This window comes from Cellulomonas sp. Leaf395 (assembly GCF_001424125.1).
Taxonomy (GTDB): Bacteria; Actinomycetota; Actinomycetes; order Actinomycetales; family Cellulomonadaceae; genus Cellulomonas.
This window is the reverse complement of sequence record NZ_LMQI01000004.1, coordinates 344,171-366,023: the sequence shown is the minus strand read 5'-3', so window position 1 is coordinate 366,023 and position 21,853 is coordinate 344,171. Positions and strand designations below refer to the sequence as shown.

Annotated in this window: 23 protein-coding genes and 1 pseudogene; 14 read left to right on the top strand and 10 right to left on the bottom strand. The window is 69.8% G+C overall.

What is annotated here, in order from left to right; genetic code table 11:
* Nucleotides 1-25: 25 nt before the first annotated feature.
* From ASG23_RS13175 to ASG23_RS13150, 5 genes are all read right to left on the bottom strand, one after another.
* A complete protein-coding gene (locus tag ASG23_RS13175; protein WP_056025643.1) occupies nt 26-448 on the bottom strand; it encodes a heat shock protein transcriptional repressor HspR in 423 nt (140 codons plus the stop codon).
* Between the two features lie 2 nt (nt 449-450).
* The gene (locus ASG23_RS13170) at nt 451-1,410 is read right to left on the bottom strand and encodes a DnaJ C-terminal domain-containing protein (RefSeq protein WP_056025639.1); all 960 of its coding nucleotides are present in this window, start codon (nt 1,408-1,410) and stop codon (nt 451-453) included.
* Between the two features lie 76 nt (nt 1,411-1,486).
* Nucleotides 1,487-2,065 carry a nucleotide exchange factor GrpE gene (gene grpE / locus ASG23_RS13165; RefSeq protein ID WP_056025637.1) on the bottom strand — a complete coding sequence of 193 codons (579 nt, stop codon included), beginning with the start codon at nt 2,063-2,065 and terminating at the stop codon, nt 1,487-1,489.
* A complete protein-coding gene (gene dnaK / locus ASG23_RS13160; protein WP_056025634.1) occupies nt 2,062-3,924 on the bottom strand; it encodes a molecular chaperone DnaK in 1,863 nt (620 codons plus the stop codon). The genes grpE and dnaK overlap by 4 nt, the downstream gene beginning before the upstream one ends.
* A gap of 475 nt (nt 3,925-4,399) precedes the next feature.
* Nucleotides 4,400-4,897 (bottom strand): suppressor of fused domain protein, encoded by a 498-nt coding sequence (locus tag ASG23_RS13150; protein ID WP_235521082.1) that lies wholly within the window; start codon nt 4,895-4,897, stop codon nt 4,400-4,402.
* 505 nt (nt 4,898-5,402) lie between these two features.
* On the opposite strand from ASG23_RS13150, the gene ASG23_RS13145 reads away from it, so the two are divergent.
* The 4 genes from ASG23_RS13145 (at nt 5,403) to ASG23_RS13130 (ending at nt 8,323) form a co-directional block, all read left to right on the top strand.
* Complete coding sequence (locus ASG23_RS13145) at nt 5,403-5,984, top strand: dihydrofolate reductase family protein (RefSeq protein ID WP_056025625.1); 582 nt, start codon at nt 5,403-5,405, stop codon at nt 5,982-5,984.
* A 117-nt stretch (nt 5,985-6,101) separates the two neighbouring features.
* Entirely contained in the window at nt 6,102-6,749 is a 648-nt protein-coding gene (locus ASG23_RS13140) for an HAD-IA family hydrolase (RefSeq protein WP_056026304.1), read from the top strand.
* A 309-nt stretch (nt 6,750-7,058) separates the two neighbouring features.
* Nucleotides 7,059-7,637, top strand: a complete 579-nt coding sequence (locus tag ASG23_RS13135) for an ATP-binding cassette domain-containing protein (RefSeq protein WP_200941598.1) — start codon at nt 7,059-7,061, stop codon at nt 7,635-7,637.
* Nucleotides 7,637-8,323, top strand: a complete 687-nt coding sequence (locus tag ASG23_RS13130; RefSeq protein ID WP_056025620.1) for a hypothetical protein — start codon at nt 7,637-7,639, stop codon at nt 8,321-8,323. Before ASG23_RS13135 ends, ASG23_RS13130 begins: the two co-directional genes overlap by 1 nt.
* 289 nt (nt 8,324-8,612) lie before the next feature.
* On the opposite strand, the gene ASG23_RS13125 is transcribed toward ASG23_RS13130, so the two are convergent.
* Entirely contained in the window at nt 8,613-9,257 is a 645-nt protein-coding gene (locus tag ASG23_RS13125) for a class I SAM-dependent methyltransferase (protein ID WP_200941597.1), read from the bottom strand.
* Nucleotides 9,258-9,551: 294 nt separating this feature from the next.
* Between ASG23_RS13125 and ASG23_RS13120 the strand changes: the two genes are divergently transcribed.
* The 5 genes from ASG23_RS13120 (at nt 9,552) to ASG23_RS13100 (ending at nt 13,900) form a co-directional block, all read left to right on the top strand.
* Nucleotides 9,552-9,944 (top strand): GntR family transcriptional regulator, encoded by a 393-nt coding sequence (locus ASG23_RS13120; protein WP_056025617.1) that lies wholly within the window; start codon nt 9,552-9,554, stop codon nt 9,942-9,944.
* On the top strand, nt 9,941-10,825 hold the full coding sequence (locus ASG23_RS13115) for an ABC transporter ATP-binding protein (protein WP_056025614.1): 885 nt from the start codon (nt 9,941-9,943) through the stop codon (nt 10,823-10,825). Before ASG23_RS13120 ends, ASG23_RS13115 begins: the two co-directional genes overlap by 4 nt.
* Complete coding sequence (locus tag ASG23_RS13110; RefSeq protein ID WP_056025611.1) at nt 10,822-11,838, top strand: hypothetical protein; 1,017 nt, start codon at nt 10,822-10,824, stop codon at nt 11,836-11,838. Before ASG23_RS13115 ends, ASG23_RS13110 begins: the two co-directional genes overlap by 4 nt.
* A 58-nt stretch (nt 11,839-11,896) precedes the next feature.
* Entirely contained in the window at nt 11,897-12,346 is a 450-nt protein-coding gene (locus ASG23_RS13105; protein ID WP_056025608.1) for a hypothetical protein, read from the top strand.
* Nucleotides 12,347-12,469: 123 nt separating this feature from the next.
* Nucleotides 12,470-13,900, top strand: a complete 1,431-nt coding sequence (locus ASG23_RS13100) for a serine hydrolase domain-containing protein (RefSeq protein ID WP_056025605.1) — start codon at nt 12,470-12,472, stop codon at nt 13,898-13,900.
* Nucleotides 13,901-13,992: 92 nt separating this feature from the next.
* Here ASG23_RS13100 and ASG23_RS13095 read toward each other — a convergent pair whose 3' ends face one another.
* On the bottom strand, nt 13,993-14,517 hold the full coding sequence (locus tag ASG23_RS13095; RefSeq protein ID WP_056025602.1) for an AAA family ATPase: 525 nt from the start codon (nt 14,515-14,517) through the stop codon (nt 13,993-13,995).
* Between the two features lie 362 nt (nt 14,518-14,879).
* On the opposite strand from ASG23_RS13095, the gene ASG23_RS13090 reads away from it, so the two are divergent.
* From ASG23_RS13090 to ASG23_RS13080, 3 genes and pseudogenes are all read left to right on the top strand, one after another.
* Nucleotides 14,880-15,968, top strand: a complete 1,089-nt coding sequence (locus tag ASG23_RS13090) for a ScyD/ScyE family protein (RefSeq protein WP_056025599.1) — start codon at nt 14,880-14,882, stop codon at nt 15,966-15,968.
* 743 nt (nt 15,969-16,711) lie between these two features.
* Nucleotides 16,712-16,921: pseudogene (locus ASG23_RS20145) on the top strand (VOC family protein); the annotation flags it as partial.
* A 182-nt stretch (nt 16,922-17,103) separates the two neighbouring features.
* A complete protein-coding gene (locus tag ASG23_RS13080; protein ID WP_056025594.1) occupies nt 17,104-17,538 on the top strand; it encodes a DUF2332 family protein in 435 nt (144 codons plus the stop codon).
* A 64-nt stretch (nt 17,539-17,602) separates the two neighbouring features.
* Here the strand turns inward: ASG23_RS13080 and ASG23_RS13075 are convergent, their stop codons facing one another.
* The 3 genes from ASG23_RS13075 to ASG23_RS13065 form a co-directional block, all read right to left on the bottom strand.
* Nucleotides 17,603-18,040 (bottom strand): SRPBCC family protein, encoded by a 438-nt coding sequence (locus tag ASG23_RS13075; protein WP_056025591.1) that lies wholly within the window; start codon nt 18,038-18,040, stop codon nt 17,603-17,605.
* A gap of 218 nt (nt 18,041-18,258) precedes the next feature.
* Nucleotides 18,259-18,618, bottom strand: a complete 360-nt coding sequence (locus tag ASG23_RS13070; RefSeq protein ID WP_056026299.1) for a DoxX family protein — start codon at nt 18,616-18,618, stop codon at nt 18,259-18,261.
* A 50-nt stretch (nt 18,619-18,668) separates the two neighbouring features.
* Complete coding sequence (locus tag ASG23_RS13065) at nt 18,669-19,244, bottom strand: TetR/AcrR family transcriptional regulator (protein ID WP_056025588.1); 576 nt, start codon at nt 19,242-19,244, stop codon at nt 18,669-18,671.
* Between the two features lie 221 nt (nt 19,245-19,465).
* Between ASG23_RS13065 and ASG23_RS13060 the strand changes: the two genes are divergently transcribed.
* Together ASG23_RS13060 and ASG23_RS19580 are read left to right on the top strand one after the other, a co-directional pair.
* Complete coding sequence (locus tag ASG23_RS13060) at nt 19,466-20,032, top strand: dihydrofolate reductase family protein (RefSeq protein ID WP_056025585.1); 567 nt, start codon at nt 19,466-19,468, stop codon at nt 20,030-20,032.
* 182 nt (nt 20,033-20,214) lie between these two features.
* Nucleotides 20,215-21,822, top strand: a complete 1,608-nt coding sequence (locus tag ASG23_RS19580; RefSeq protein ID WP_200941596.1) for a cellulase family glycosylhydrolase — start codon at nt 20,215-20,217, stop codon at nt 21,820-21,822.
* Nucleotides 21,823-21,853 lie beyond the last annotated feature (31 nt).

Below are 21,853 nucleotides of genomic sequence, written 5' to 3'. Positions count from 1 at the left end.
CTAGGCAGCACTCCCTCGGAAGGGGTCAGCGGTTGCTCGGGCGCCAGAGGACGACTGCGGCACGTTCCGTGCTCGTCGTCGGGCGGCGGCTGCGGCCTGCCGTGCGGTTGACCGCGACGACGTCGCCGCGGGGGTCGGCCGTGAACACGCGGCGGCCGGGGTCGACGAACGCGCGCAGGTACTCGACCTGCCGCTTCAGCTGCTCGAGCTCCGCCTCGAGCTCGAGGATCCGCTTGATGCCGGCCAGGTTGACGCCCTCGTCCTGGGACAGCCGCTGCACCTCGCGCAGGGTCGCGATGTCCCGCAACGAGTAGCGCCGGCCCCGGCCGCTCGCGCGACTGGGGGTGACGAGGCCGAGCCGGTCGTACTGGCGCAGGGTCTGCGGGTGCATGCCGGCCAGCTCGGCGGCGACCGAGATGACGTAGACCTTGGCGTCCTCGGCGGGCATGACTACTTCTTCGCCGCGTCGAGCAGGTCTGCGCGCACGTCCTCACCGGACGTCGCGATGCCGAACGCCTGGACGGCCTCCCGCGCGGCGGCGCTGAGCCGCTGCGGGACGACGACCTGCACGGTGATCAGCAGGTCACCCTTGCTGCCGGGGACACCCTTGCCCTTGACCCGCAGCGCCCGACCGGACGGGGTGCCCTCGGGCACGCGGACGCGGACGGTCGAACCGTCGAGCGTCGGCACCTCGATCGTGGCGCCCAGCGCCGCCTCGTCGAAGGCGACCGGGACGGTGATCCGCAGGTTGTCACCGTCGAGCGAGAAGACGGGGTGCGGGGTGACACGGACGGTGATGACGAGGTCGCCCGCAGGTCCGCCGCCGGCACCCGGGCGGCCCTTGCCGCGCAGGCGGATCTTCTGACCGTCGCGGACCCCCGCGGGGATGCGTGCGTTGACCGTGCGGCCCTCGACGTTGAGCGAGACCGTCGACCCCTCGACGGCCTGCCGGAAGGGCAGCGTCGCGCTGGTGGCCAGGTCGGCGCCCTGCTGCGGGCCGAACCCACCGGCTCCGGCGTTGCCGAACAGCCCGCCGAGCAGGTCCTCGAAGCCGGCCGCGCCGCCGGGGGCATTGGTGTACCGGACGCGACCGCCCTGCTGCCCGCCGAACATGCCGCCGAAGACGTCCTCGAACCCGGCGCCACCGCGACCGCCCGACGTGAAGCGCGGGCCGCCCGCCATCGCGCGCAGCTGGTCGTACTGGCCGCGCTGCTCGGGGTCGGACAGGACTGCGTAGGCCTCGCCGACGTCCTTGAACCGCGCCTCCGCCTTGGCGTCCCCCGGGTTGTGGTCCGGGTGCTCCTGGCGCGCGAGCTTGCGGTACGCCTTCTTGATGGTGGCGGCGTCGGCATCCTTGGGGACGCCGAGGACCGAGTAGAAGTCCTTCTCGAGCCAGTCCTGACCGGTCACGCCGCTCCTTCCTTCATCGTCGAGTGCGTCCGAGGTCCCACGGTGACCCGTGGGGCCTCGGACGCTACTGCGGTTTCTACGCCTCGGGGTCGACCACGGCGACGCGCGCCGCCCGGATGACCCGGTCGGGCGTGCGGTACCCCGGCTGGAGCACCATCTGCACGGTCGACTCGGTGACGTCCGCGGAGTGCGAGTGCATGAGCGCCTCGTGCACCGCGGGGTCGAACGTCTCCCCGACCTCGCCGTAGCGCACCACGCCGAACCGGCCGAGGGTGCCCTCGAGCTTCTCCGCGATCGAGACGAACGGCCCGGTGAGGTCACCGTGCTGGCGGGCCAGCTCGATGTCGTCCAGCACCGGGATGAGCGCCTCGACGATGGTGTGCACACCGCGCTCGTGGGCGGCGAGGGCGTCAGCCTTCGACCGCTTCACGAACCCCGAGTACTGCTGCTCCAGGTTGTAGTAGGCCGCCTGCGACCGCTGCAGCTCCTCGAGCCGCTCGGCCGCCAGCTTCTCGACCGCGACGAGACCCTCGAGCACGACCTCCTCCTCGGCGGACGCCGCGATCGACTCCGCGTCGGCAAGGATCTGCTCCTCGGGGGTCAGCTCGTCCTCCTGTCGGTCCGGGAGGTCCTGGTCGCCGGGCTCGGTGGTCACTTGGCCGCCTCCTCCTCGTCGTCGACGATCTCGGCGTCCACGACGTCCTCGTCGGACGTGGTGTCCGCCGCGGGCTGCTCGTCGGCCGGCGCGTTCTGCGCCATGTTGTCCGCCGAGTAGATCGCCTCGCCGATCTTCTGGCTGACCGCGAGCAGGGCCGAGTGCTTGGCCTTGACCTCGTCGAGGTCGGTGCCCGCGAGCGCTGTCTTCAGCTCGGTGACGGCCGTCTGGACCTCGGTCTTGACGTCCTCGGGGAGCTTGTCCGCGTTGTCGACCAGCAGCTTGTCGGTCGAGTAGGCCAGCTGCTCGGCCGTGTTGCGGGTCTCGGCCTCCTCGCGACGCGCCTTGTCCTCGGCGGCGTGCTCCTCGGCCTCGCGCACCATGCGCTCGATGTCCTCCTTGGGGAGGGCCGAGCCGCCGGTGATCGTCATCGACTGCTCCTTGTTGGTGCCGCGGTCCTTCGCGGACACGTGCACGATGCCGTTGGCGTCGATGTCGAACGTGACCTCGATCTGCGGCACACCACGCGGCGCCGGCGCGATGCCGGTGAGCTCGAACGTGCCGAGCGGCTTGTTGTCCCGCGCGAACTCACGCTCGCCCTGGAACACCTGGATCAGCACGGACGGTTGGTTGTCCTCGGCCGTGGAGAAGATCTCCGACCGCTTGGTGGGGATGGCCGTGTTGCGCTCGATGAGCTTGGTCATCACGCCACCCTTGGTCTCGATGCCGAGGCTCAGCGGGGTGACGTCGATGAGCAGGACGTCCTTGCGGTCGCCCTTCATGACGCCGGCCTGGAGCGCGGCACCGACGGCGACGACCTCGTCGGGGTTGACGCCCTTGTTGGGCTCCTTGCCGCCCGTGAGCTCCTTGACGACCTCGGTGACCGCGGGCATACGGGTCGAGCCGCCGACGAGCACGACGTGGTCGATCTCCGAGAGCTTGATGCCCGCGTCGCGGATGACCGACTGGAACGGCGCCTTGGTGCGGTCGAGCAGGTCCTGCGTCATCTGCTGGAACTGCGCGCGCGTCAGCTTGGTGTCCAGGTGGACCGGGCCGTTCTCGCTCATCGACAGGTACTGGAGCGAGATGTTGGTGCTCGTCGCGGACGAGAGCTCCTTCTTGGCCTGCTCCGCGGCCTCGCGCAGGCGCTGCACGGCGATCTTGTCCTTGGCCAGGTCGACGCCCGTGGAGTTCTTCACCTCGGAGACCAGGAAGTCGACGATCCTGTTGTCCCAGTCGTCGCCGCCGAGCCGGTTGTCACCGGACGTCGCCCGGACCTCGATCGTCGAGAAGCCGTCGTCGTCCTTGCCCACCTCGAGGAGGGACACGTCGAACGTGCCGCCACCGAGGTCGAAGACGAGGATGAGCTCGTCCTCCTTGCCGCGCTCCAGGCCGTAGGCGAGGGCGGCGGCGGTGGGCTCGTTGATGATGCGCAGGACGTTGAGGCCGGCGATCGCGCCCGCGTCCTTGGTGGCCTGGCGCTCGGCGTCGTTGAAGTACGCCGGGACCGTGATGACAGCCTCGGTGACGGGCTCGCCCAGGTAGGCCTCCGCGTCGCGCTTGAGCTTGGAGAGCACCCGCGCGCTGATCTCCTGCGCGGTGTACTTCTTGTCGTCGATCGCCTGCGACCAGTCCGTGCCCATGTGTCGCTTGACCGACGTGATGGTGCGGTCGACGTTGGTGACGGCCTGGCGCTTGGCGATCTCGCCGACCAGCACCTCACCCGTCTTGGAGAACGCCACGACCGACGGCGTCGTGCGGGACCCCTCGGCGTTGGCGATGACCGTGGGCTCGCCGCCCTCGAGGACCGAGACAACCGAGTTCGTGGTACCGAGGTCGATGCCGACTGCTCGTGCCATGTGCGTGCCTTCTTTCGTGTCGTACTGGGTTCAGGTGGTCCGTACGGACCGCTCTTGAGTCCGGCTGGCTCAAGTCTGCGACGGGATCGGACTGCGCGCAAACTCGGGACGGTCGGACTTGAGTCTGTTCCGCTCAACTTTGATACGACCCGATGCATTCCCAGCTGGACGCCGAGGCGTGGTCGGCGTTGTTCTCTGTGGGATCTCATCTGAGTTGTCCCAATCACACGAAGTTGCCCACGGCGTGCCCCGCTCTCACCGAGTTGTCCCCGGAGGGCGCTCGATGCGTGGAGATGAGCGTGGCTCGGGCCACGTACGCGACTGCCGAGGGGCACGAGCTCGAGGCCGCCCTCTCGCCCCACGCTTGAACTCGTGAGAGCGCGGGCGCGCCCGGCTTGCGGAGGGGAGCCCACGGATCGCCGTATGACCGGACCGAGCATGCGACTTGCGGCGACGGCTGATCGGCCCTGAGGACTTAGACGACGGCTGGGCGGGAGGGGTCGTACGGGTCCCAGCCGAGCTGCCAGAACCGCTCCAGGCCCTCGGCGTGGATGAAGTGCCGCTCGCTGTCGTAGATCGGGTACATGCCCGCGATGTTGACGACGTCGGCGGGGTCGGCGCCGGGTGGGGCGTCCAGAACCCTCATGTAGTCGGCCCGGTCCAGGACTGCGGGGGCGAACACGACGAACGCCGTCATGGTCGTGTCGGTCGCGATGGGCTCGCCGAAGTTGATGGTGTCGCCGTATCCGAAGGGGCACGCATGGATCAGCGTGCTCGCTAGGTACCCGATCGCGTGACCCCAACGCTCGTCGCTCGACCTGACGCTGATGCAGAGCTCAGGGCGGCCCAGCGTCCACTCTGGGTGGTCGGCGAGGGACAGTCCGTAGGTCAGCGCGGTGAGGAAACCGTGGTCAGGCAGATCCTGGTAGATGATCGTCGTGATCTTGTGCGCGCCTTCCGGCGGTGGATCCACCGGGAAGAAGCGAGGCTCTGCCCCACCGCTAAAGCGATCCAGACGCGTCAGGTACTCCTCAATCCGGGTCGCCACAAATCTCAGCCTAATCAGAGGCTGCGCCTGCCCTCGCTCGCCTCTCGACGAAGTGCGTTGGTTCTACGCAGGCCATCGATCTGCGCAGGCCGACATCTGAGGACTTGGACAACTCTGTGAGACGGACAGCGGCTCAGGAGTTGTCCCGTCACAGGTCAGAAGGATGGGATCGGGACAAGTCTGCTGAGTTCCTACATTCTCGCTTGGAAGGCACAGTGCAGTGGAGTCAAGACCCGGGCAGGGGCATGCTGGAAGGGGCGCGCTCGAGACGCTCCGGATCGATCACCGACGCTCCGGATCGATCGCCGCGGTGGAGCCGGCCGGATGACTGCTCCACGCCGAGACGGTGTGCGCTACGAGCGCCGTTCGAGGCGTCCGGCTGGGTTGAGCATTCCGGTCGCGCTCGACCGGGGGAACGAGGAGGGTCCTGATGGGAAAGTCGGTGCTCTACATGTCGATGTCCCTCGACGGGTTCATCACCGGCCCAGACGACGGCCCGGAGAACGGGCTCGGGACCGGCGGTGAGCGCCTGCACGAGTGGCTCGGCAAGCCCACCGCGGCGTTGCCCCACTTCGACCCTCCCGGGCTGAGCGGGCAGGTGTTCGCCGAGCTGATGGCGACGGGTGCCGTCGTCGTCGGCCGCAAGACGTTCGAGTACGGGCAGTGGGACGGCGACCACCACGGCGTGCCGATCTTCGTCCCGACCCGTGCCACCCCGTTGCCACCTCAGAGCGGCTGGGTGCATTTCGTGCCCGACGCCGAGACCGCCATGCGCGCGGCCAAGGCCGCCGCGGGCGAGAAGAACGTGATGGTGCACGGCGCCCGCCTCGCGCAGACCCTGCTGCGCGAAGCGCTGCTCGACGAGGTGGAGATCCATCTGATCCCCGTGGTCCTCGGGAGCGGCCGTCGCCTGTTCGGCACGGACCCCGCAGAGCTCGAGCTGACGCGCGTCCTCGCTGCGCCCGGCGTCACGCACCTGCACTACCGGGTGGGTGCACCCACGTCCGCCTGACCTTCCGTTCGGGGGCTGGCGGTACACGAGACCAAGTTGCTCTCGGAGGCGTCACTACCGCCCAGGGGAACGTGAGGCCTCGCGATGTTCCCGGGCAACGCCCGTAGGTTGCTACGTATGCGCTTTGAGGTGGACGCGATCCTATTCGACATCGACGGGACATTGGTGGACTCGACCGCTGCGGTCGGGCGCACGTGGCGGGCATGGTCCGCTGTCCGCGGGATCGACGCCTTGGAGGTCCTCCGGGTCTGTCACGGGCGCCGCTCGGAGGACACGGTGGCCGAGTTTCTGCCCAGCGACCAACGCGCCGCGGCGGTCGCTGAGCTCGAGCGGCTGGAGATGGCAGACCTCGATGACGTGATCGCGCTCCCCGCCACGCGAGACCTCTTGTCGCGCCTCCCATCCGATCGATGGGCCGCAGTGACGTCGGGGTCGCAGTTGCTGATGCGTGCGCGGCTGGCCGCCGCCGGGCTGCCGGTGCCCGACGTGTTGGTAGCGGCAGAGGATGTCCGGCTGGGCAAGCCTGACCCGCAGGGATATCTGAACGCGGCCCGCCAGCTCGGCTTCAACCCTCGCCGGTGCCTCGTCGTGGAAGACGCACCAGCTGGCCTGGAGGCGGGACGTGCAGCGGGAGCGCACGTGCTCGGGGTGGCCACCTCCCACCCGGCCCACGACCTGAGCGCAGCGCACGTGGTCGTGCCCGACCTCGCGGCCTGCATCGTCGAGGTGACTGTCGAGGGCCTGGTCATCAGCACGGCAAGCTGAGTCGACATGCCTTCAGCGCTTCACTACCGTGGCGCGACCTCCTCGGGCCTGCATGAGGATTCGGACAGGTAGGTGAGACGCCGCTCGTCTCACGAACGTGTCCCGCCGCAGGTCCGAGCGCTGGGCACCGGACAACTCTGATGAGTTGCTACAGCCGCTGCTCCGACCGAGAGCAGCAACTGTTCCCGGACGGCGCCTAGCTAGAGTCGCCACATGGCTTCCGACGACGCCGTTTCCCGCTCCGCTCCCGCACCGGCATCATCGCCGACCGTCCCATCGCCCAAGGTCGGTGGCCTCGAGGTCCGCTCCGTGACTAAGTCATACGGGCGGCGCCGCGTCCTGACGGACATCTCGTTCCACGTCCCCGCAGGACGGTCGCTGGCCGTCGTGGGAGCGAACGGCTGCGGCAAGTCGACCCTCTTGAAGGTCTGCGCCGGCCTCGTCTCGCCCGACCGCGGCACGGTCCGCGTGCACGGCCGCCTCGGGTACTGCCCGCAGGAGATGGGGCTCGACGGGTTCCTCACCTCCGAGGACCACCTCGCCTGGTTCGGCCGCGGACGAGGGCTGTCCCGCCGGGCCGCGGTCGCCGAGGGCAGCCGGGTCGCGGCGGCGCTCGACTGGTCTGTCCCCCGCCGGCAGCAGGTCCGGCACCTGTCGGGCGGCACCCGGCAGAAGCTCAACGTCACGACGACGATGCTCTCCGACCCGGGCGTCGTGCTGCTCGACGAGCCCTACCAGGGCTTCGACCACGGCAGCTACCTGGACTTCTGGGGCCTCGTCGACCAGTGGTGCGACGAGGGCCGCGCGGTCGTCATCGTCACGCACATGCTGCACGAGCTGAACCGCGTCCACGACGTGCTCGACCTGTCCGGGACGGAGGTCGACTGATGCGTGGCCTCGCCGTGACCGCCCAGATGACCATCCGTGACCTGCTCGGCCGTCGCACCGTCGTCCTGCTGCTCGTCCTCGTCCCGCTCGTCTTCTACGCCGCCCGCCACGACGACTTCCAGGGGCAGGCCATCCGGTTCGCGAGCCTCGGCCTCGCGTGGGCAGTCAGCACCGTGGCGCTGTTCGCCACGAACAGCGTCCGCGCGCTCGAGCCGCGGCTCCGTCTCGCCGGGCACGGCAGCGTCGGGCTCTACCTGGGCAGACTGACCTCCACCGTGGGGCTGGGCGCGTCTGTCGCCGCCCTGTATGCCGTACTCGTCACGCTCGACCAGGAGACCGTGAACCCCTGGTCCGCCGTGCTCGCGCTGGTCGCGTCCGGGACGATCGCCGCGGTCCTGGGCCTGCTCGTCGGCACGGTCATCCCCCGCGAACTCGAGGGCATGCTCGTCCTCATCACGATCGTGGGCCTGCAGATGATCATCGACCCCACCAAAGCCGTCGCCGAGGCGCTCCCGCTGTGGTCCACTCGCGAGCTGGTCGCGCACGCCGTCGACGGTGTCGGGGACGTCGACGCCGCGATCGTGCACTGGGTCGCGTACGGCGTCGGCATGGCCGTCGTCGCGCTCGCGATCACCGCGGTGCGGCTGCGCCGGCGCCGGCACCTGGAGTACGTCGGCGCCGCGTGAGCACTTCACCGGAGCCCCGGGCAACGCGTCGCCCGGCACGGGTGGCAGCCGGGGCCGCGCCCGCACGCCTGGCCCCCGTCGTCGTCGTCGATGCCGGCACCGGCATCGGCATCGGTGACGCTCGCGGATGCGCAAGGTCGCCCCGTCTTGCTGGCCCTGAGGATTCGGACAAGTTCGTGAGACGCGGGCCGTCTCACCGTCTTGTCCGATGCCTGGTCAGAGCGGTGCGCCCCGGACAGATCCGCTGAGTTCCTACATGTGGGTTCGCGTTGAGCTCGTCCGATTCGCGTCAGCGTGTCCGCTGCGTGTCCGTCGTCGCGTTTGCGTGTCCGCGGTCCACGCTGCCTCGACTCGATACCAGGTAGCGCTCGTCGGTGATTTCTCGACCCCAGAACTCGGGTTCGACGAGACGGACGACGGTGGCGTCCCGCCCGTGCCGACGGACGAGCGCAAGCGTCTCTTGCGCCGCGAGCCCGGCACCGGTGTCCCAGTGCCCTTCGATCAGCAGGAGGAGGCCCTCGGGTCGCAGGAGCGCGATCCATCTGCCCAGTGCCGCGGCCGGATCCGGGAGGGCCCACAGGACGTGCCGGCCGAGGACGACGTCGAACGAGCTCGGTGGCAGGTCGGGAGCAGACGCGTCGCCGACCACGAAGGTCGACGTCAGCCCGGCGGCGAGTGCCTTCTGCCGGGCGGCCGCGATCATCAGGGGTGCCACATCCAGTCCTGTGACCTCATAGCCGGCCTCGCCGAGCAGGACCGAGAGACTTCCCGTTCCGCACCCGAGATCGGCGACGGTCGCTCGGTGCACGGGGAGCAAGGGCATCAGCATTCGCGACCACGCGGCGCGCACGGACGGGTCGAGCAGGCCGTGGTCGGCCGCCTCGTCGAAGGTCGCCGCCGCGTTGTCCCAGTACTCCCGCACATCGTTCGTCACGGCGTCCATCGTGCCTCGCTTCACAGGCGCGGGTCGTGGTACGCAGACTTCGGGTTCCCCACGTCGGTCGGTCCGGACTCAAGCGGCCTCAACTGGGACCGCGGAGGATTCGGACAACTAGGTGAGACAACGTCCGTACTAGCTAATTGTCCTGCCGCAGGTCAGAGCGTCGGGCTCCGGAAAGTTTCGATGGGTTCCTACACTCCGGGGCACCCCTGAGCGGAGACTTGCCCGGCGTCGGATCGGGGGTCTACGTTTGACGATCGCACTAGTTTCCTAGTGAAATGGTCCGCCATGCTCGAGTTCTACCTCGAACCCGCCTCGGGACTGCCGCCCTACCTGCAACTCGTCCGGCAGGTCCGCCAGGCTCTGCAGCTCGGGGTGCTGCGGAAGGGTGATCAGCTGCCGACGGTCAAGGAGGTCGTCGCCGGCCTGGCGATCAATCCCAACACCGTCCAGAAGGCGTACCGGGAGCTGGAGCACCAGGATCTCGTCGCTGCCCGTCCGGGCGTCGGCACCTTCGTGACCCGATCCTTGGGCTCGACCTCACTGGCGGCTCACAGCGCCCTGCGCAGCGAGCTCCACGACTGGCTGGCACGGAGCCGACAGGCCGGGCTCGACGACGAGAGCATCGAGGCGCTGTTCGTCGCGGCGGTCCGGGCGCAGGCCCGAGGCGACGTCGCGTGACCGCCGCGCTGGAGGCGGACGGGCTCGGCCTGCGGTACGGGCGATCGTGGGCGCTGGCCGACTGCACGCTCGAGATCCCGGCGGGCCGCGTCGTCGGGCTCGTCGGCGCGAACGGCGCCGGCAAGACCACCCTCCTGAGTCTGGCGAGCGGTCAGCTCACCCCGTCGGCCGGCAGCATCTCCGTCCTCGGCGGACGACCGGGCTCGGGTCGCGTCCAGCTGGCGAAGGTCGGGTTCGTCGCACAGGGCACGCCCACCTACGCGGGGCTGTCGGTGCGAGACCACCTGCGGTTAGGGGCGAAGCTCAACCCGGCCTGGGACGACGCCCTCGCACAGGCTCGCATACGACGGCTGGGCCTCGACCCGCGTCGTCGCGCAAGGCAGCTCTCCGGCGGCCAGCGCGCCCAGCTGGCACTCACCCTCGGCCTCGCCAAGCGACCTGAGCTCCTGCTCCTCGACGAACCGGTTGCAGCACTCGATCCGGTCGCTCGTCGCGAGTTCTTCGGGTCCCTGATGGAGGCCATGGCGGAGAACGACCTGACCGTGATGCTCTCGTCGCATCTCGTCGCGGACCTTGAGCGCCTCTGCGACTACCTGGTGGTGCTGGCCGAGTCCCGGGTGGTCCTGGCCGGAAGCGTCGACGAGCTGCTCGCGACCCATCATCGCCTCACCGGTGCCCGGCGCGAGGGCAGTCGAATCCCTCGGAGTCACAAGGTGATCTGCGCGAGCCACACCGAGCGCCACAGCACCCTGATCGTGCGCGCGAGGGAGCCGCTCCTCGACCCGACGTGGACGGTCAGCCGGCTCACGCTGGAGGACCTGGTCATCGCGTACATGGTCGCGGCCCCGCCGGACCGGACGCTCCTGGGGGTGGCGCAGTGACCTGGCTCGCTCTGCGGCAGTTCCGCACCGCGGCCTACGCCACGACGGCCGCACTCGCGGTGATCCTCGCGCTGCTGGCGGCCACGGGCGTGGGCCTGCGCGATCGCTACTCCGCCCTGCGGCCCGCGTGCGGCAGCGGCGGGCCGGAGTGCTCGGTGGTCGCCCAGGCGTTCTTCCGGGAGAACAGGTCCGCGTGGCTGGCAGCCATCGCCCTCGTGCTCGTCGTGCCCGCTCTCGTCGGCACCTTCTGGGGCGCCCCGCTGGTGGCGCGCGAGGTGGAGACGGGCACGCACTTCGTCGCCTGGAACCAGAGCACGACGCGACGCCACTGGCTGCTGGTCAAGCTGCGCGTGCTGTCGCTTGCCGCCATGCTGACCGCGGCTCTCTGCACAGCGGCCGTGTCCTGGTGGTCGTCCCCGCTCGACGAGGTGGCAATCGGGGACTTCCCGCTCATGGATCCCCTGATGTTCGCCGCCAGGGGCGTCGCACCCGTGGCCTACGCCTTGTTCGCCTTCGTGCTCGGCGTGACGGTGGGCATGCTGGTGCGACGCACGACCGCTGCCATGGCGGCCACGGTCGCGCTCCTGATCACCGCGCAGGTCCTGTTCCCGGTGCTCGTCCGCCCTCACCTGGCGGCGCCCGTGGAGACGACGACCGAGATCAGCGACCACAGGAGCGACGGCTTCACGGTCGAACGGGTCGGCCCGGACAGCGCCGCCCTGCTTCCCGGCAGCAGTGGTGCGTGGTTCCTGTCCAGCACCATCGTCGATCCCTCAGGCACCGTCGTCGACTCGATCCCGGTGTCCGCCTCAGGCCCGTGCGTGTCGCCGGTGAACCAGGACCGTGCCGCATGCTTCGCCGAGATGGGCGAGCTCGGATACCAGTTCCAGGTTCGCTACCAGCCGCTGAGCCACTTCTGGCCGATGCAGGCGCGAGAGTCGGCCGTCTACGTGGGGCTCAGCCTCGCGCTCGCCGGACTGTGCCTCTGGCGCGTCCGCCGCAACCTCACCTGATCATCCGCCGCGCGGCTCGCCTCGGTCCGCCACGTCACTCACTATCGGGAGACACACCATGGCAGAGGGGTCGACGACCGGCCACGGGCTCGCGCGAGCGATCTGGGCCTCGTCGCTGTGTGCGTGCAGCGTGGTCCTGCTCGTCGCCGGGAAGACCACCGCCGGCGTCGCGTTCGTCGGCATGGCCCTGATCCTCGTCGGCCCGCTCCGACGCCTCGTGGCAAGCGAGCGGCGCAGGGCGTGGGTGGGTGCCCTCGCGATCGCTGCACTCCTGGCGGTTGCCACGGCGGGCATCGCGGGGACCGACATCCGGCCCGACCAACACAGAACCGGCTTCGCCCCCGTCGACAAGGTCGCGGCGATCGTCGACGACTTTGTCGCTGTCGTCTCCGGTCAGAGCGGGACACCGGCTCGGCGCACGGGGCGTGCACCACCTGACGCACGAACCCACCGCCGGGCGGGCGTCCCTGGGACCGCCCCAGCGGCACCGGAGGATGTGGACAAGTAGGTGAGACGAAGCGCGTCTCACCTACTTGTCCAACCGCAGGTCAGACCGATGCCTCTCTGACAACTCGGCTGAGTTCCTACACCCTTGGAAGGGCCAGCGGCGTGTGTGCGAGAGAGTGGGCGAGTGACTTCTGCGGAGCGTCGGGCGGAGGCGTCGCTGTGGCCGCTGATCGAGCGGCTGGTGCAGGCGCACGGTCTCGCGGGTCTTGCGGTCGCGGTGGTGCAAGACGGCGAGGTCGTCCTGGCCCGCGGGTTCGGGACGCGCGACGTCCGCACTGGCAGCCCGGTGACAACCGACACGCTGTTCCACCTGGCGTCGGTGTCGAAGCCGTTCGTCGCGGCGGCCGTGGTCGGGCTGGCGACCGCCGGACCAGAGCAGAGCGAGCCCGCGCTCGACCTCGATTCCCCTGTCGTCCGGTGGATACCTGAGCTGCGCCTGGCCGACGGGCGGCAGTCCGAGGTCACCCTGCGTCACCTGCTCACGCACACGAGCGGTTTGCCCGACGTCGTGGACTACGGCTGGCACGACCCGCAGCTGGGCGACGACGCCCTGGCCGAGTTCGTCCGCGGCCTGTCCGGCGCGAGCCTGACCACGACACCCGGCGCCCAGTTCGCCTACTGCAACGCCGGGTACGAGGTGCTCGGGCACGTCGTCGCCACCGTGACCGGGCGGACGTTCGAGACTGCGATGAAGGACCTCGTCCTCGACCCGGCCGGCATGGTGCACAGCACGTTCCTGCGCGCGGACGTCCCGTCGGAGCTCGCCTCCTCCCCACATGTCGGAGCACCACTGGTCGTTCCGACCGGCGCCTACCCCTACACCCGACGGCACGCACCGAGCTCGACGCTGCACTCCAGCGTGGCCGAGCTGTCCCGGTGGATGCTGGGAACCCTCGCCGACACCAGCGTGCCCGAGCGGATGTGGCAGCGGCAGGCGGAGGTCGGGGACCCGCCGTGGAGCGAGGCGATGGCTCTGGGATGGTTCCTCGGCACCTACCGCGGACACCGGATGGTGGGCCACAGCGGTGGTGATCCCGGCTTCGAGTCGCGGATCGCGCTGCTCCCCGACCGCGGGATCGGGGTCGTGGTGCTGTCGAACTCCAACGCCGCCCCCATGCGCACCGTCGTGAGCGCCGCGCTCGACCTCGCCCTTGACCTCCCGGCGGAGGCGACCGAGATCGACGCGCATCTCCAGCCGATCACGCTGCCGGTGGCAGCTGCCCTCGAGGCCGGGGGCAAGGCGGCTGCGGTCGAGACGTTCCACCGGCTGGAACTGGCTGCCCCCGCCGAGGTCGACGTCGACGACGGGCGCTTCGAGGATGCCGTCTGGGGCGCCATCGAGCTGCACCGGCCCGAGCTGGTCCGACCGCTCCTGGACGTCTGGACGACGATCCGGCCGGACTCGTCGCAGGCGTGGGCGATGACCGGGTGGGCGCACCTTGTGGACGGCGACGCCGGTCAGGCAGCCGAGCTCCTGCGGCGGGCCCTCGACCTCGATCCCGAGAACGACGACGCGGCGACGCTGCTCCGGAGCGTCGAGGGATCGACGGGCTGACCGCTCCGCCGGGGACCGCTCGTCCATGGGGTCGGGGCCCACGGGTCAGATACTCAGTGCGGCATTCAGCCCCGACCCCTGTTGATCGGGAGTCACAGCCGCCGAAGAGCGCGACACTCCCGGATGGCGTTGGTGAGCCCTGCTCGGGGGTCCCTCATGTCGATGCGGACTCGTCGGCCGTCGCGCTCCTGGTCCCAGTTCGCCCATTCGGACCGCTCGACGTCCCGCCATGTCGGCACCGTCTGGCCCGGCATGTCGGGCAGGCGCGCCTCAACGCGACGCCTGTGCTCGTCCGCGTCGCTCACGTACGTCTCAAGCACGACCATCGCCGCCTCGGCGCGCCGGGCCGCGACCGGCCAACCTGCCCGCGCCTCAGGTACAGGATTGACCGCGTCGATGACAACGGTGAGGCCCAGTGCGAGGTTGCCGACCGCGATCTCATGGGCAACGGCATAGCCCAGCGCTCCCACCGGGCCGTTCATGAAGGGCGCCGCGGATGTCTCGATGGCGTCCACGCGCAGGTGGACCGCGTGCAGCTCGCGGCAGAGCGCACGCGCCAGCGTCGTCTTGCCGGTACCAGGCCGGCCAGAAAGCACCACCAAGAGGGGATTCGACATCTCGACCAGCCTACGGATCGCTTGGGCCCCGTGCCGGTGGGCGATGAGCGACCCGCGTCCGCCACAGGCAGGCTGAGATGCCCGCAGCGCCTCGGCGTCCGCATCCGGACATCGGCGATGGCCGGTAGAACGTGCCCGCGCGCCCCAGCTGAGGACCCGGACACGAGCGGGAGACAGAGGCTCGCAGACGCTCCTGCCAGGGCGCAGGTCAGAGCGCCGCGTGGCGGACAAGTCCGGTGGGTTCCTACAGCTCGGTCCGTCTGTGGGCAGGTCGGCGGTTGTGGGGCTTTGGGGACTGCGCGTACCGTCAGGCCGGGGCGAAATGTCCTGAATACCTCGAATGTCGCTCGAAGGAGAGAGTCATGAGGATTCCTGCTCTTGCCGTCACCGCCGCCGCGATCATGGTCCTCGGACCGGTCGGAGCCGCTACCGCAGCACCGCCGCCGACCGGGCCTGAGACGCTGGCGCAGGGTCTGATCGGCCCGCTACACCTGGCTGTCGGGCCCGGGAAGTCGGTCACGGTCTCCCAGGAGTTCGCCTCCCTGCTCACGACTGTCAACAAGGGGTCGACGTCGACCCTGTACGACGGAGGTCCGGAGTGGGACGTCGCCGGCGTCGACTACCGGGGGAGCACGGCCTACTTCCTGGAGAGCCAGGGTGCGGGGCCCGAGGACCCCCGCCCGCTCGCAGGGTCGCTCAAAGCGATCGACGCGCGCGGGAACGTCAGCACCATCACGGACCAGATCGGTGCCTACGAGACGTCAGTCAACCCCGACGGCGGTACCACCTTCGGGCTGTCCGCGGCCGACGCTGCGGCCAACCCCGGCTGCGTCGCGCAGGTCACGGCCATCGGGTTCCCGGTCAGCTACACGGGAGAGGTCGACTCCCACCCGTACGCGCTCACCGTCGTCGGCAACACCGCCTACGTCGCCGATGCCGGGATCAACGCCGTGCTCGCCGTGGACCTCGGGACCGGCGCGATCCGGACCCTGGCAGTCCTCCCGCCGCGACCCGCCACGATCACAGCGGAGTTCGCTGCCGCCTTCGGGCTCACTGACTGCGTCGGCCTGACGTACGCCTTCGAGCCCGTGCCGACCGACGTCGAGATGGGCCCGGACGGGTGGCTGTACGTGTCGTCGCTGCCGGGCGGACCGGAGGACGCCACTCTCGGCGCCCGCGGTGCCGTGTTCCGGATCGCGCCGGCGAGCGGAGCCACCGAGGTGTATTCCGAAGGGATCCTGTCGCCGACGGGGCTGGCGCTCGACGGAGCGGGCAACGTGTACGTCGCGTCGCTCTTCGGCGAGGGCATCTACAAGATCCCTGCCGGGTCCGACGACGCGAGCCTGTTCCTCGCGGCGACCAATGCTGCGGACGTCGAGGTGAGCGGATCGACGCTCTACGCCACCATCGACGCCTTCGGCAACGGGTCGCTCATCTCACTCAAGCTGTAGGTCTGCCGCCACGACGACGCCCCTCCGCCATGACGCAGGGGCGTCGTCCTGGGCGGATCGCGTCGACATCCCTGTCGAGTTCCTACATCGCTCGCGCGCACACCTCGTGCCGGGTCACGCACCAGCGAACGGAGTTCCGATGGATGCCGACATGCAGTCCCTGGTCATCGGCTTCGTCCTCACGACCGTCCTCGGCGGCCTGCTCGGCGCGGGCCTCCAGCGGACCCAGTGGAACCGGCAGGCGCGGCTCGACATCGCCAAGCAGGGGTACGTCGACGCCACCACCATGCTTGAGCAGGTGCTCACGTCGATCGACCGGCGGTACTACGGCCTCTACCGGTGGTACTCGTCCGTGCGCGACGACGAGCCGGAGCAGAAGCTCGCCGAGCGCGAGGCGGTCTACTTCGCGACGGTTCACGAGTGGAACGAGAAGCTCAGGACCCACCACCAGGGAATCCGCCGGCACCTCGGAGCGTCACACGCACTGAGCTTCTTGAACTACCGCGACGACCTCGACCCGCAGCACCCGAGCAGCCTGCACTACCGCTTCGTCCTGTGCACAAGCCTGGTGCACCGCCTGAAGGCCGACCCTCGGACGGAGCCTGCGGTCTGGTCGGAGATCGAGAAGCTCAACTGGCACCTGACCGAGTTCGCCCAGGAGGCGACGACCGAGCTGATCCGACGCTCGCACTCCCTGCGACGCCTCCGATCGAGAGACCTGGCCGAGGAACGGTCGGAGGCCATGGTCTCGCGCCCCGAGCCGCGCTTCGATCGTTCACCTCGACCTGACGGCCGGCGACGACCTGGACGAGCCGGTGAAGCGCGCGGTGGCTCTGGGAGCCAGGCTGGCTGATCCGCAGCCGGACTCGCGGTGGAGGGTGCTCCTGGACCCCGCAGGCCACCCGTTCTGCATCACCACCGTGACACCGACGCCCGAGCTCCTTGCCACCTGAGGGGCCCCTTCCCACGCGGGCTCCCCAATCACGACCATCGGCTGACCCCGCAGAACTCCAGTACCGACCGATTCGGTCACGAGCGTGAGACAGCCACCTGCGCGAGCTCCCACGCAGGTCACAGCGGCCCGAGGCATCGACCTCGGCAAGTCTGTGCGCGTCACGTCAGGCATCCTGGGCCGATGGACCCGGCGACCCACCGTGGCGGCACCCCCGTCGCCGAGGCTTATCGCGCGTTCGGCGTGCGAGAGGCTCGGGGCGTCTCGCGAACCTACGAGTCCTGGGCGATCGGGGTCAGCGAGGATCCCGTTGTTGCTGACCTGCTGACGTCGCTCCCGCGTGCCAAGCGTCAGCCGAACCTCGTGTTCGCGGCCGCTCGATGGCACGGCGCGAGGGGTGCCTACGACGACTTCCGTACAACGCTGCTCGAGCAGTGGCCGCAGGTCCGTGCGACGATCCTCGCCCGCGCCACCCAGACCAACGAGGCCAACCGCTGCGCGGTCCTCCTGCCGTTCCTCGCGGAGCTGCCCCAACCGCTCGCCCTGCTGGAGGTCGGCGCCGCCGCAGGGCTGTGCCTCCTGCCCGAGGGTACTCCTACCGCTATGACGACGGCCTGAGGATTCGGACAAGACGCTGAGACGGCAGCAGGCGCTTGGGTTGAAAGACGGCAGGGCGCTGCCGTCAGGGGCGCCCGATCCGCTCGGCGCACCGCGCCGCCAGACCGGCGAGCTCGCGGTCGACGTACGCGCGGGTGCGCTTGCCGGTCAGGGCCCACACGACTCCCGCCAGCGGGCCGTCGTGCGTGACCGTGAGGGTGATCTCGCTGGCGCCGTCGGTGGTGGGCGCCAGGACGTGGTCGCCGCGCGTACGCACTCCCGGGCTGCGCGTCACCCAGCTGAACCCGGTCCCGGGCTGCCACCGTTCGATCTCCCACACCGCGCGGCGCATCTTCGGCTGGTCGATCTGGACCCGGCTGCCGACGCCGAGTGCCTCCGGCGACAGCACCGCCACCTTGCTCATGGTCGGGGTCCAGGTGGGCATCGCCTCGACCTCCGACAGGACGCTCCACACCACCTCAGGCGACGCGTCGATCCGCGTGCTCGCTGTGTACTCGACCATGGTCGACTCCTTCCCTCTCCATGCTGCCGTCAGGATCCGCGATCAGGTCGCGGATCGTCTGTTCGGATCCGGGCGTCTCCGGGCGCAGGGCGGTGCACACGCGAGCGTCGCCGGAGATCCCTCGATGCACGCGTGCCGTTCTGGATCCGGGCGGTCGGGGACCGACGCGCCGTAGAAGTCGTCGACGTCGTCCAGGTGCCGGTGACGGACTGTGGCGGTCATCGGAGGAACGCGAAGACGAGGGTGGCGACGCAGAGCACGAGCATCCCGGTCGCGTTGACCAGAAGGTTGCGGCCGAAGTCCCGAGCCCGCACGTGCATCGAGATGGCGACGACGAAGTACAGGACCAGCGCACCGCACGTGACCGCGCCGAGGTACGGGATCCAGATGCCGGCGAGCAGGCCGGCCGCCGCCGCGAACTTGAGCGGAGGAGTCACCCACCAGTACGTGCGGGGGAAGTGCACGTCCTCGAAGCACTGCGCGATGAACCGCACCGGCCCGATGCAGAGCACCCCGTCGACCACCTGGATGAAGGCGAGGAGCACGACGGGCCAGATCGGCTCGGGCAACGACGACATGCTCCGTACCATACGGCATGGTATGGAACGGAGCAAGGATCGTCCGGCGCCTACCCCCTGGTCGCCGCCGGCTCGTCCGGCACGAGCGGCAGCAGCAGCTCGAACAGCTCCCGTAGCTCCCTTGTCCCGACCGGCGGGGTCACCACGCTCGCTCCCACCGAGAGCAGGTACGGCAGCAGCGCGGCGGTCCGCGCCTCGGCCTCCGTCGTCACGTAGGGCCGCCACACCCGCTGCAGGGCGGCGATCCGCGCCTCGTCGATCCGCGCTTGGACGTCGCGGACCTCCGCATCGGACGTCGCCCAGGCCCGCACCGCGACGTCGAGCTCCGGCCGGTAGAGGCCGGCGTCCCTCGGCTCGATGAGCGCGGTCAGGTGCCCGAGGACCGTCCGGGCGTCGGCGTCGGGCGCGACCTCGGCGATCGCCGTGTCCAGGGCTTGTGTCGACAGGCGCTCGACGTAGGCGAGCAGGTCGCGCTTGAACCCCTCGGCGCCGTCGAAGTGGTGGTGGAACGACCCCTTGGACAGTCCCAGCCGGGCAGCGATCCGGTCGATGCGGACGCCGGTCGCACCCTCCTCCGCCAGCACCCGGATGCCCTCGTCCAACCAGCGGTCCCGCGCCTCGCTCATGGCCGGACCGTACCATCCGGTATGGCGCCGCGGCCGCCGCGGACACGGGCGCGTGCAGGACGACGACAGCGCGATCCGGCTCGTGCGCAGGACTCGGGCGCTGACCGGCTCGACGGCTACGTCGTGGGCCCGGGCCGTCAGTGGGCGCTCCTGCGTCCTGTCGCTTGCCGGCGCCTCCGTGTCGCTGCAAACCTGGAGTCCTCGTCCGGCCGGAGGCACTCATGGGCAAGCTGATCTACGCAGCCAACACCTCGCTCGACGGCTACCTGGAAGACGAGAACGGCGCCTTCGACTGGTCGGTACCCGACGACGAGGTGCACGCGTTCTGGAACGAGCACGAGCGGCACATCGGCACGTCGCTCTACGGCCGCCGCATGTACGAGACGATGCGCGTCTGGGAGAGCGACGACTGGTTGACGACCGAACCAGCCGTCGTCCGCGAGTACGCAGGGATCTGGCGCGACGCCGACAAGGTCGTCTACTCCACGACGCTCGACGAGGTGTCGACAGCGCGGACGAGGCTCGAGCGGCGGTTCGAACCAGACGCGGTACGACGGCTCAAGGAGGCGTCCAGCTCGGACCTGAGCATCGGCGGCGCGACCCTCGGGGCTGAGGCGTTCCGGCACGGGCTCGTCGACGAGTGCGTGCTGCTCCTGTGCCCGGTGATCGTGGGCGGCGGTAAGCCGGCGCTGCCGCGGGGCGTACGACTCGACCTGGAGCTGCTCGATCACCGACGGTTCGGCAACGGCGTGATCTACGTGCGCCACGCCGTTCGAAGCGCTACCTGACACACCACTGGCGGCTGTCGCGCTCGTCCGTGCGCGACACCTCGTCCGCCCTTCGGCGTGACCGCCGGCGTGAATCGATTCGCACGGCTGCGCGGGCGGCGTCCGTCTGGTGGGCTTGCCAGTCCGTCGCCAGGGCCGCCCACGGCCTTTGGGCGCTCCCGTTCTTGAGAGGGACCCATCCCGTGCTCTCACTACGCAAGCTGCTGACCGCGGCCGCTGTCGCCTTGGTCGCCCTCACCGGTTCGGTCGCGGTCACCGGCCAGGCGAGCGCCGCTGCCGGCTGCCGTGTCGACTACACGGTGCCCAACCAGTGGCAGGGCGGCTTCAGCGCCGGCGTGCAGGTGACCAACCTGGGCGATCCGGTCACCGCATGGGACCTCCGCTTCTCCTTCGACACCGGCCAGACCGTCTCCCAGCTGTGGAACGGCACGGTCACCCAGTCCGGAGCGGCGGTGTCGGTGCGCAACGCCGCGTGGAACGGGTCCATCGCCACCAACGGCACCGCGTCGGTCGGCTTCAACGGTGCGTACGCCGGGACCAACCCCTCGCCGAGCGCGTTCACGCTCAACGGTGTCGCGTGCACCGGGAGCCCGGTCACCCCGTCCAGCTCGCCGACGACGTCGCCGTCAGCCACTCCGTCTCAGACACCGCGGCCGACGACCACGCCGACCCCGACCCCCTCACCGACCACCGGCCCGGTCACGGGCAACGCCGCACAGCTCATCGCCGGCATGGGCAAGGGCTGGAACCTGGGCAACCAGCTGGAAGCCAACATCAACGGGACGCCCAGCGAGACGGCATGGGGCAACCCCGTCGTGACATCGGCCCTCATCGACCGGGTCAAGGCCTCCGGCTTCACGACGATCCGGATCCCGGTCTCCTACCTCGGCAAGATCGGCTCCGCCCCGGGCTACACCGTCGACCCCGCCTGGCTCGGCCGGGTCCAGCAGGTCGTGGACCTGGCCTACGACCGCGGGCTGCACGTGATCATCAACATGCACGGCGACGGCTACAAGAGCGTCGGCGGCTCCTGGCTCATCTGCGACGCGTCCGCGCAGGACACGATCAAGGACAAGTACCAGAAGGTCTGGCAGCAGGTCGCGTCGACGTTCAAGGGCTACGGCGGGCGCCTGATCCTCGAGTCCATGAACGAGAACTTCGACGGGCAGTACGGCGCCCCCACGCAGCCGTGCTACTCCAACATCAACGCGTACAACCAGATCTTCGTGGACACGGTGCGCCGGACCGGCGGCAACAACACCTCCCGGTGGCTGCTGGTGCCGGGCTGGAACACCAACATCGACTACACCGCCGGCAGCTACGGCTTCGTCGTGCCCACCGACCAGTACAGGTCGACCGCCGTCCCCAGCGCCGAGCGGCGCATCATGATCTCCGCGCACTTCTACGACCCGTGGGACTTCACCGGTACGGAGAACGGCGCCATCACCCAGTGGGGTCCCGCCGCGACCGACCCGGCGAGGAAGTCGACGTGGGGCCAGCAGGACTTCATGGACGCGCAGCTGAAGAAGATGCACGACAAGTTCACCGTGAACGGGTACCCGGTGCTCATCGGCGAGTACGGCTCCATCGACAAGACGGCGTTCGACCCGTCGAACACCAGGTACCGCGCCGACTACGCCCGGACCCTCGTCGCCACGGCGGCGAAGTACGGTGTGGCCACCGCCTACTGGGACAACGGCCACAACGGCCAGTACGGGTTCGCGCTGTTCGACCGGAGCTCCGCGACGGTGACCCAGCAGGGCATCATCGACGCCATCATGGGGAGGTGACCCGCGCCGCCGAGGAAGACGTCGTCGATCC

Coding starts and splice junctions, on each gene's coding strand:
- ASG23_RS13140 (WP_056026304.1), top strand. CDS start 6,102: ATGCGCTTTGAGGTGGACGCGATCCTATTCGACATCGACGGGACATTG.
- ASG23_RS13095 (WP_056025602.1), bottom strand. CDS start 14,517: ATGTCGAATCCCCTCTTGGTGGTGCTTTCTGGCCGGCCTGGTACCGGC.
- ASG23_RS13105 (WP_056025608.1), top strand. CDS start 11,897: ATGGCAGAGGGGTCGACGACCGGCCACGGGCTCGCGCGAGCGATCTGG.
- ASG23_RS13070 (WP_056026299.1), bottom strand. CDS start 18,618: ATGTCGTCGTTGCCCGAGCCGATCTGGCCCGTCGTGCTCCTCGCCTTC.
- ASG23_RS13080 (WP_056025594.1), top strand. CDS start 17,104: ATGGACCCGGCGACCCACCGTGGCGGCACCCCCGTCGCCGAGGCTTAT.
- ASG23_RS13175 (WP_056025643.1), bottom strand. CDS start 448: ATGCCCGCCGAGGACGCCAAGGTCTACGTCATCTCGGTCGCCGCCGAG.
- ASG23_RS13145 (WP_056025625.1), top strand. CDS start 5,403: ATGGGAAAGTCGGTGCTCTACATGTCGATGTCCCTCGACGGGTTCATC.
- ASG23_RS13130 (WP_056025620.1), top strand. CDS start 7,637: ATGCGTGGCCTCGCCGTGACCGCCCAGATGACCATCCGTGACCTGCTC.
- ASG23_RS13090 (WP_056025599.1), top strand. CDS start 14,880: ATGAGGATTCCTGCTCTTGCCGTCACCGCCGCCGCGATCATGGTCCTC.
- dnaK (WP_056025634.1), bottom strand. CDS start 3,924: ATGGCACGAGCAGTCGGCATCGACCTCGGTACCACGAACTCGGTTGTC.
- ASG23_RS13075 (WP_056025591.1), bottom strand. CDS start 18,040: ATGGTCGAGTACACAGCGAGCACGCGGATCGACGCGTCGCCTGAGGTG.
- ASG23_RS13065 (WP_056025588.1), bottom strand. CDS start 19,244: ATGAGCGAGGCGCGGGACCGCTGGTTGGACGAGGGCATCCGGGTGCTG.
- ASG23_RS13060 (WP_056025585.1), top strand. CDS start 19,466: ATGGGCAAGCTGATCTACGCAGCCAACACCTCGCTCGACGGCTACCTG.
- ASG23_RS13120 (WP_056025617.1), top strand. CDS start 9,552: ATGCTCGAGTTCTACCTCGAACCCGCCTCGGGACTGCCGCCCTACCTG.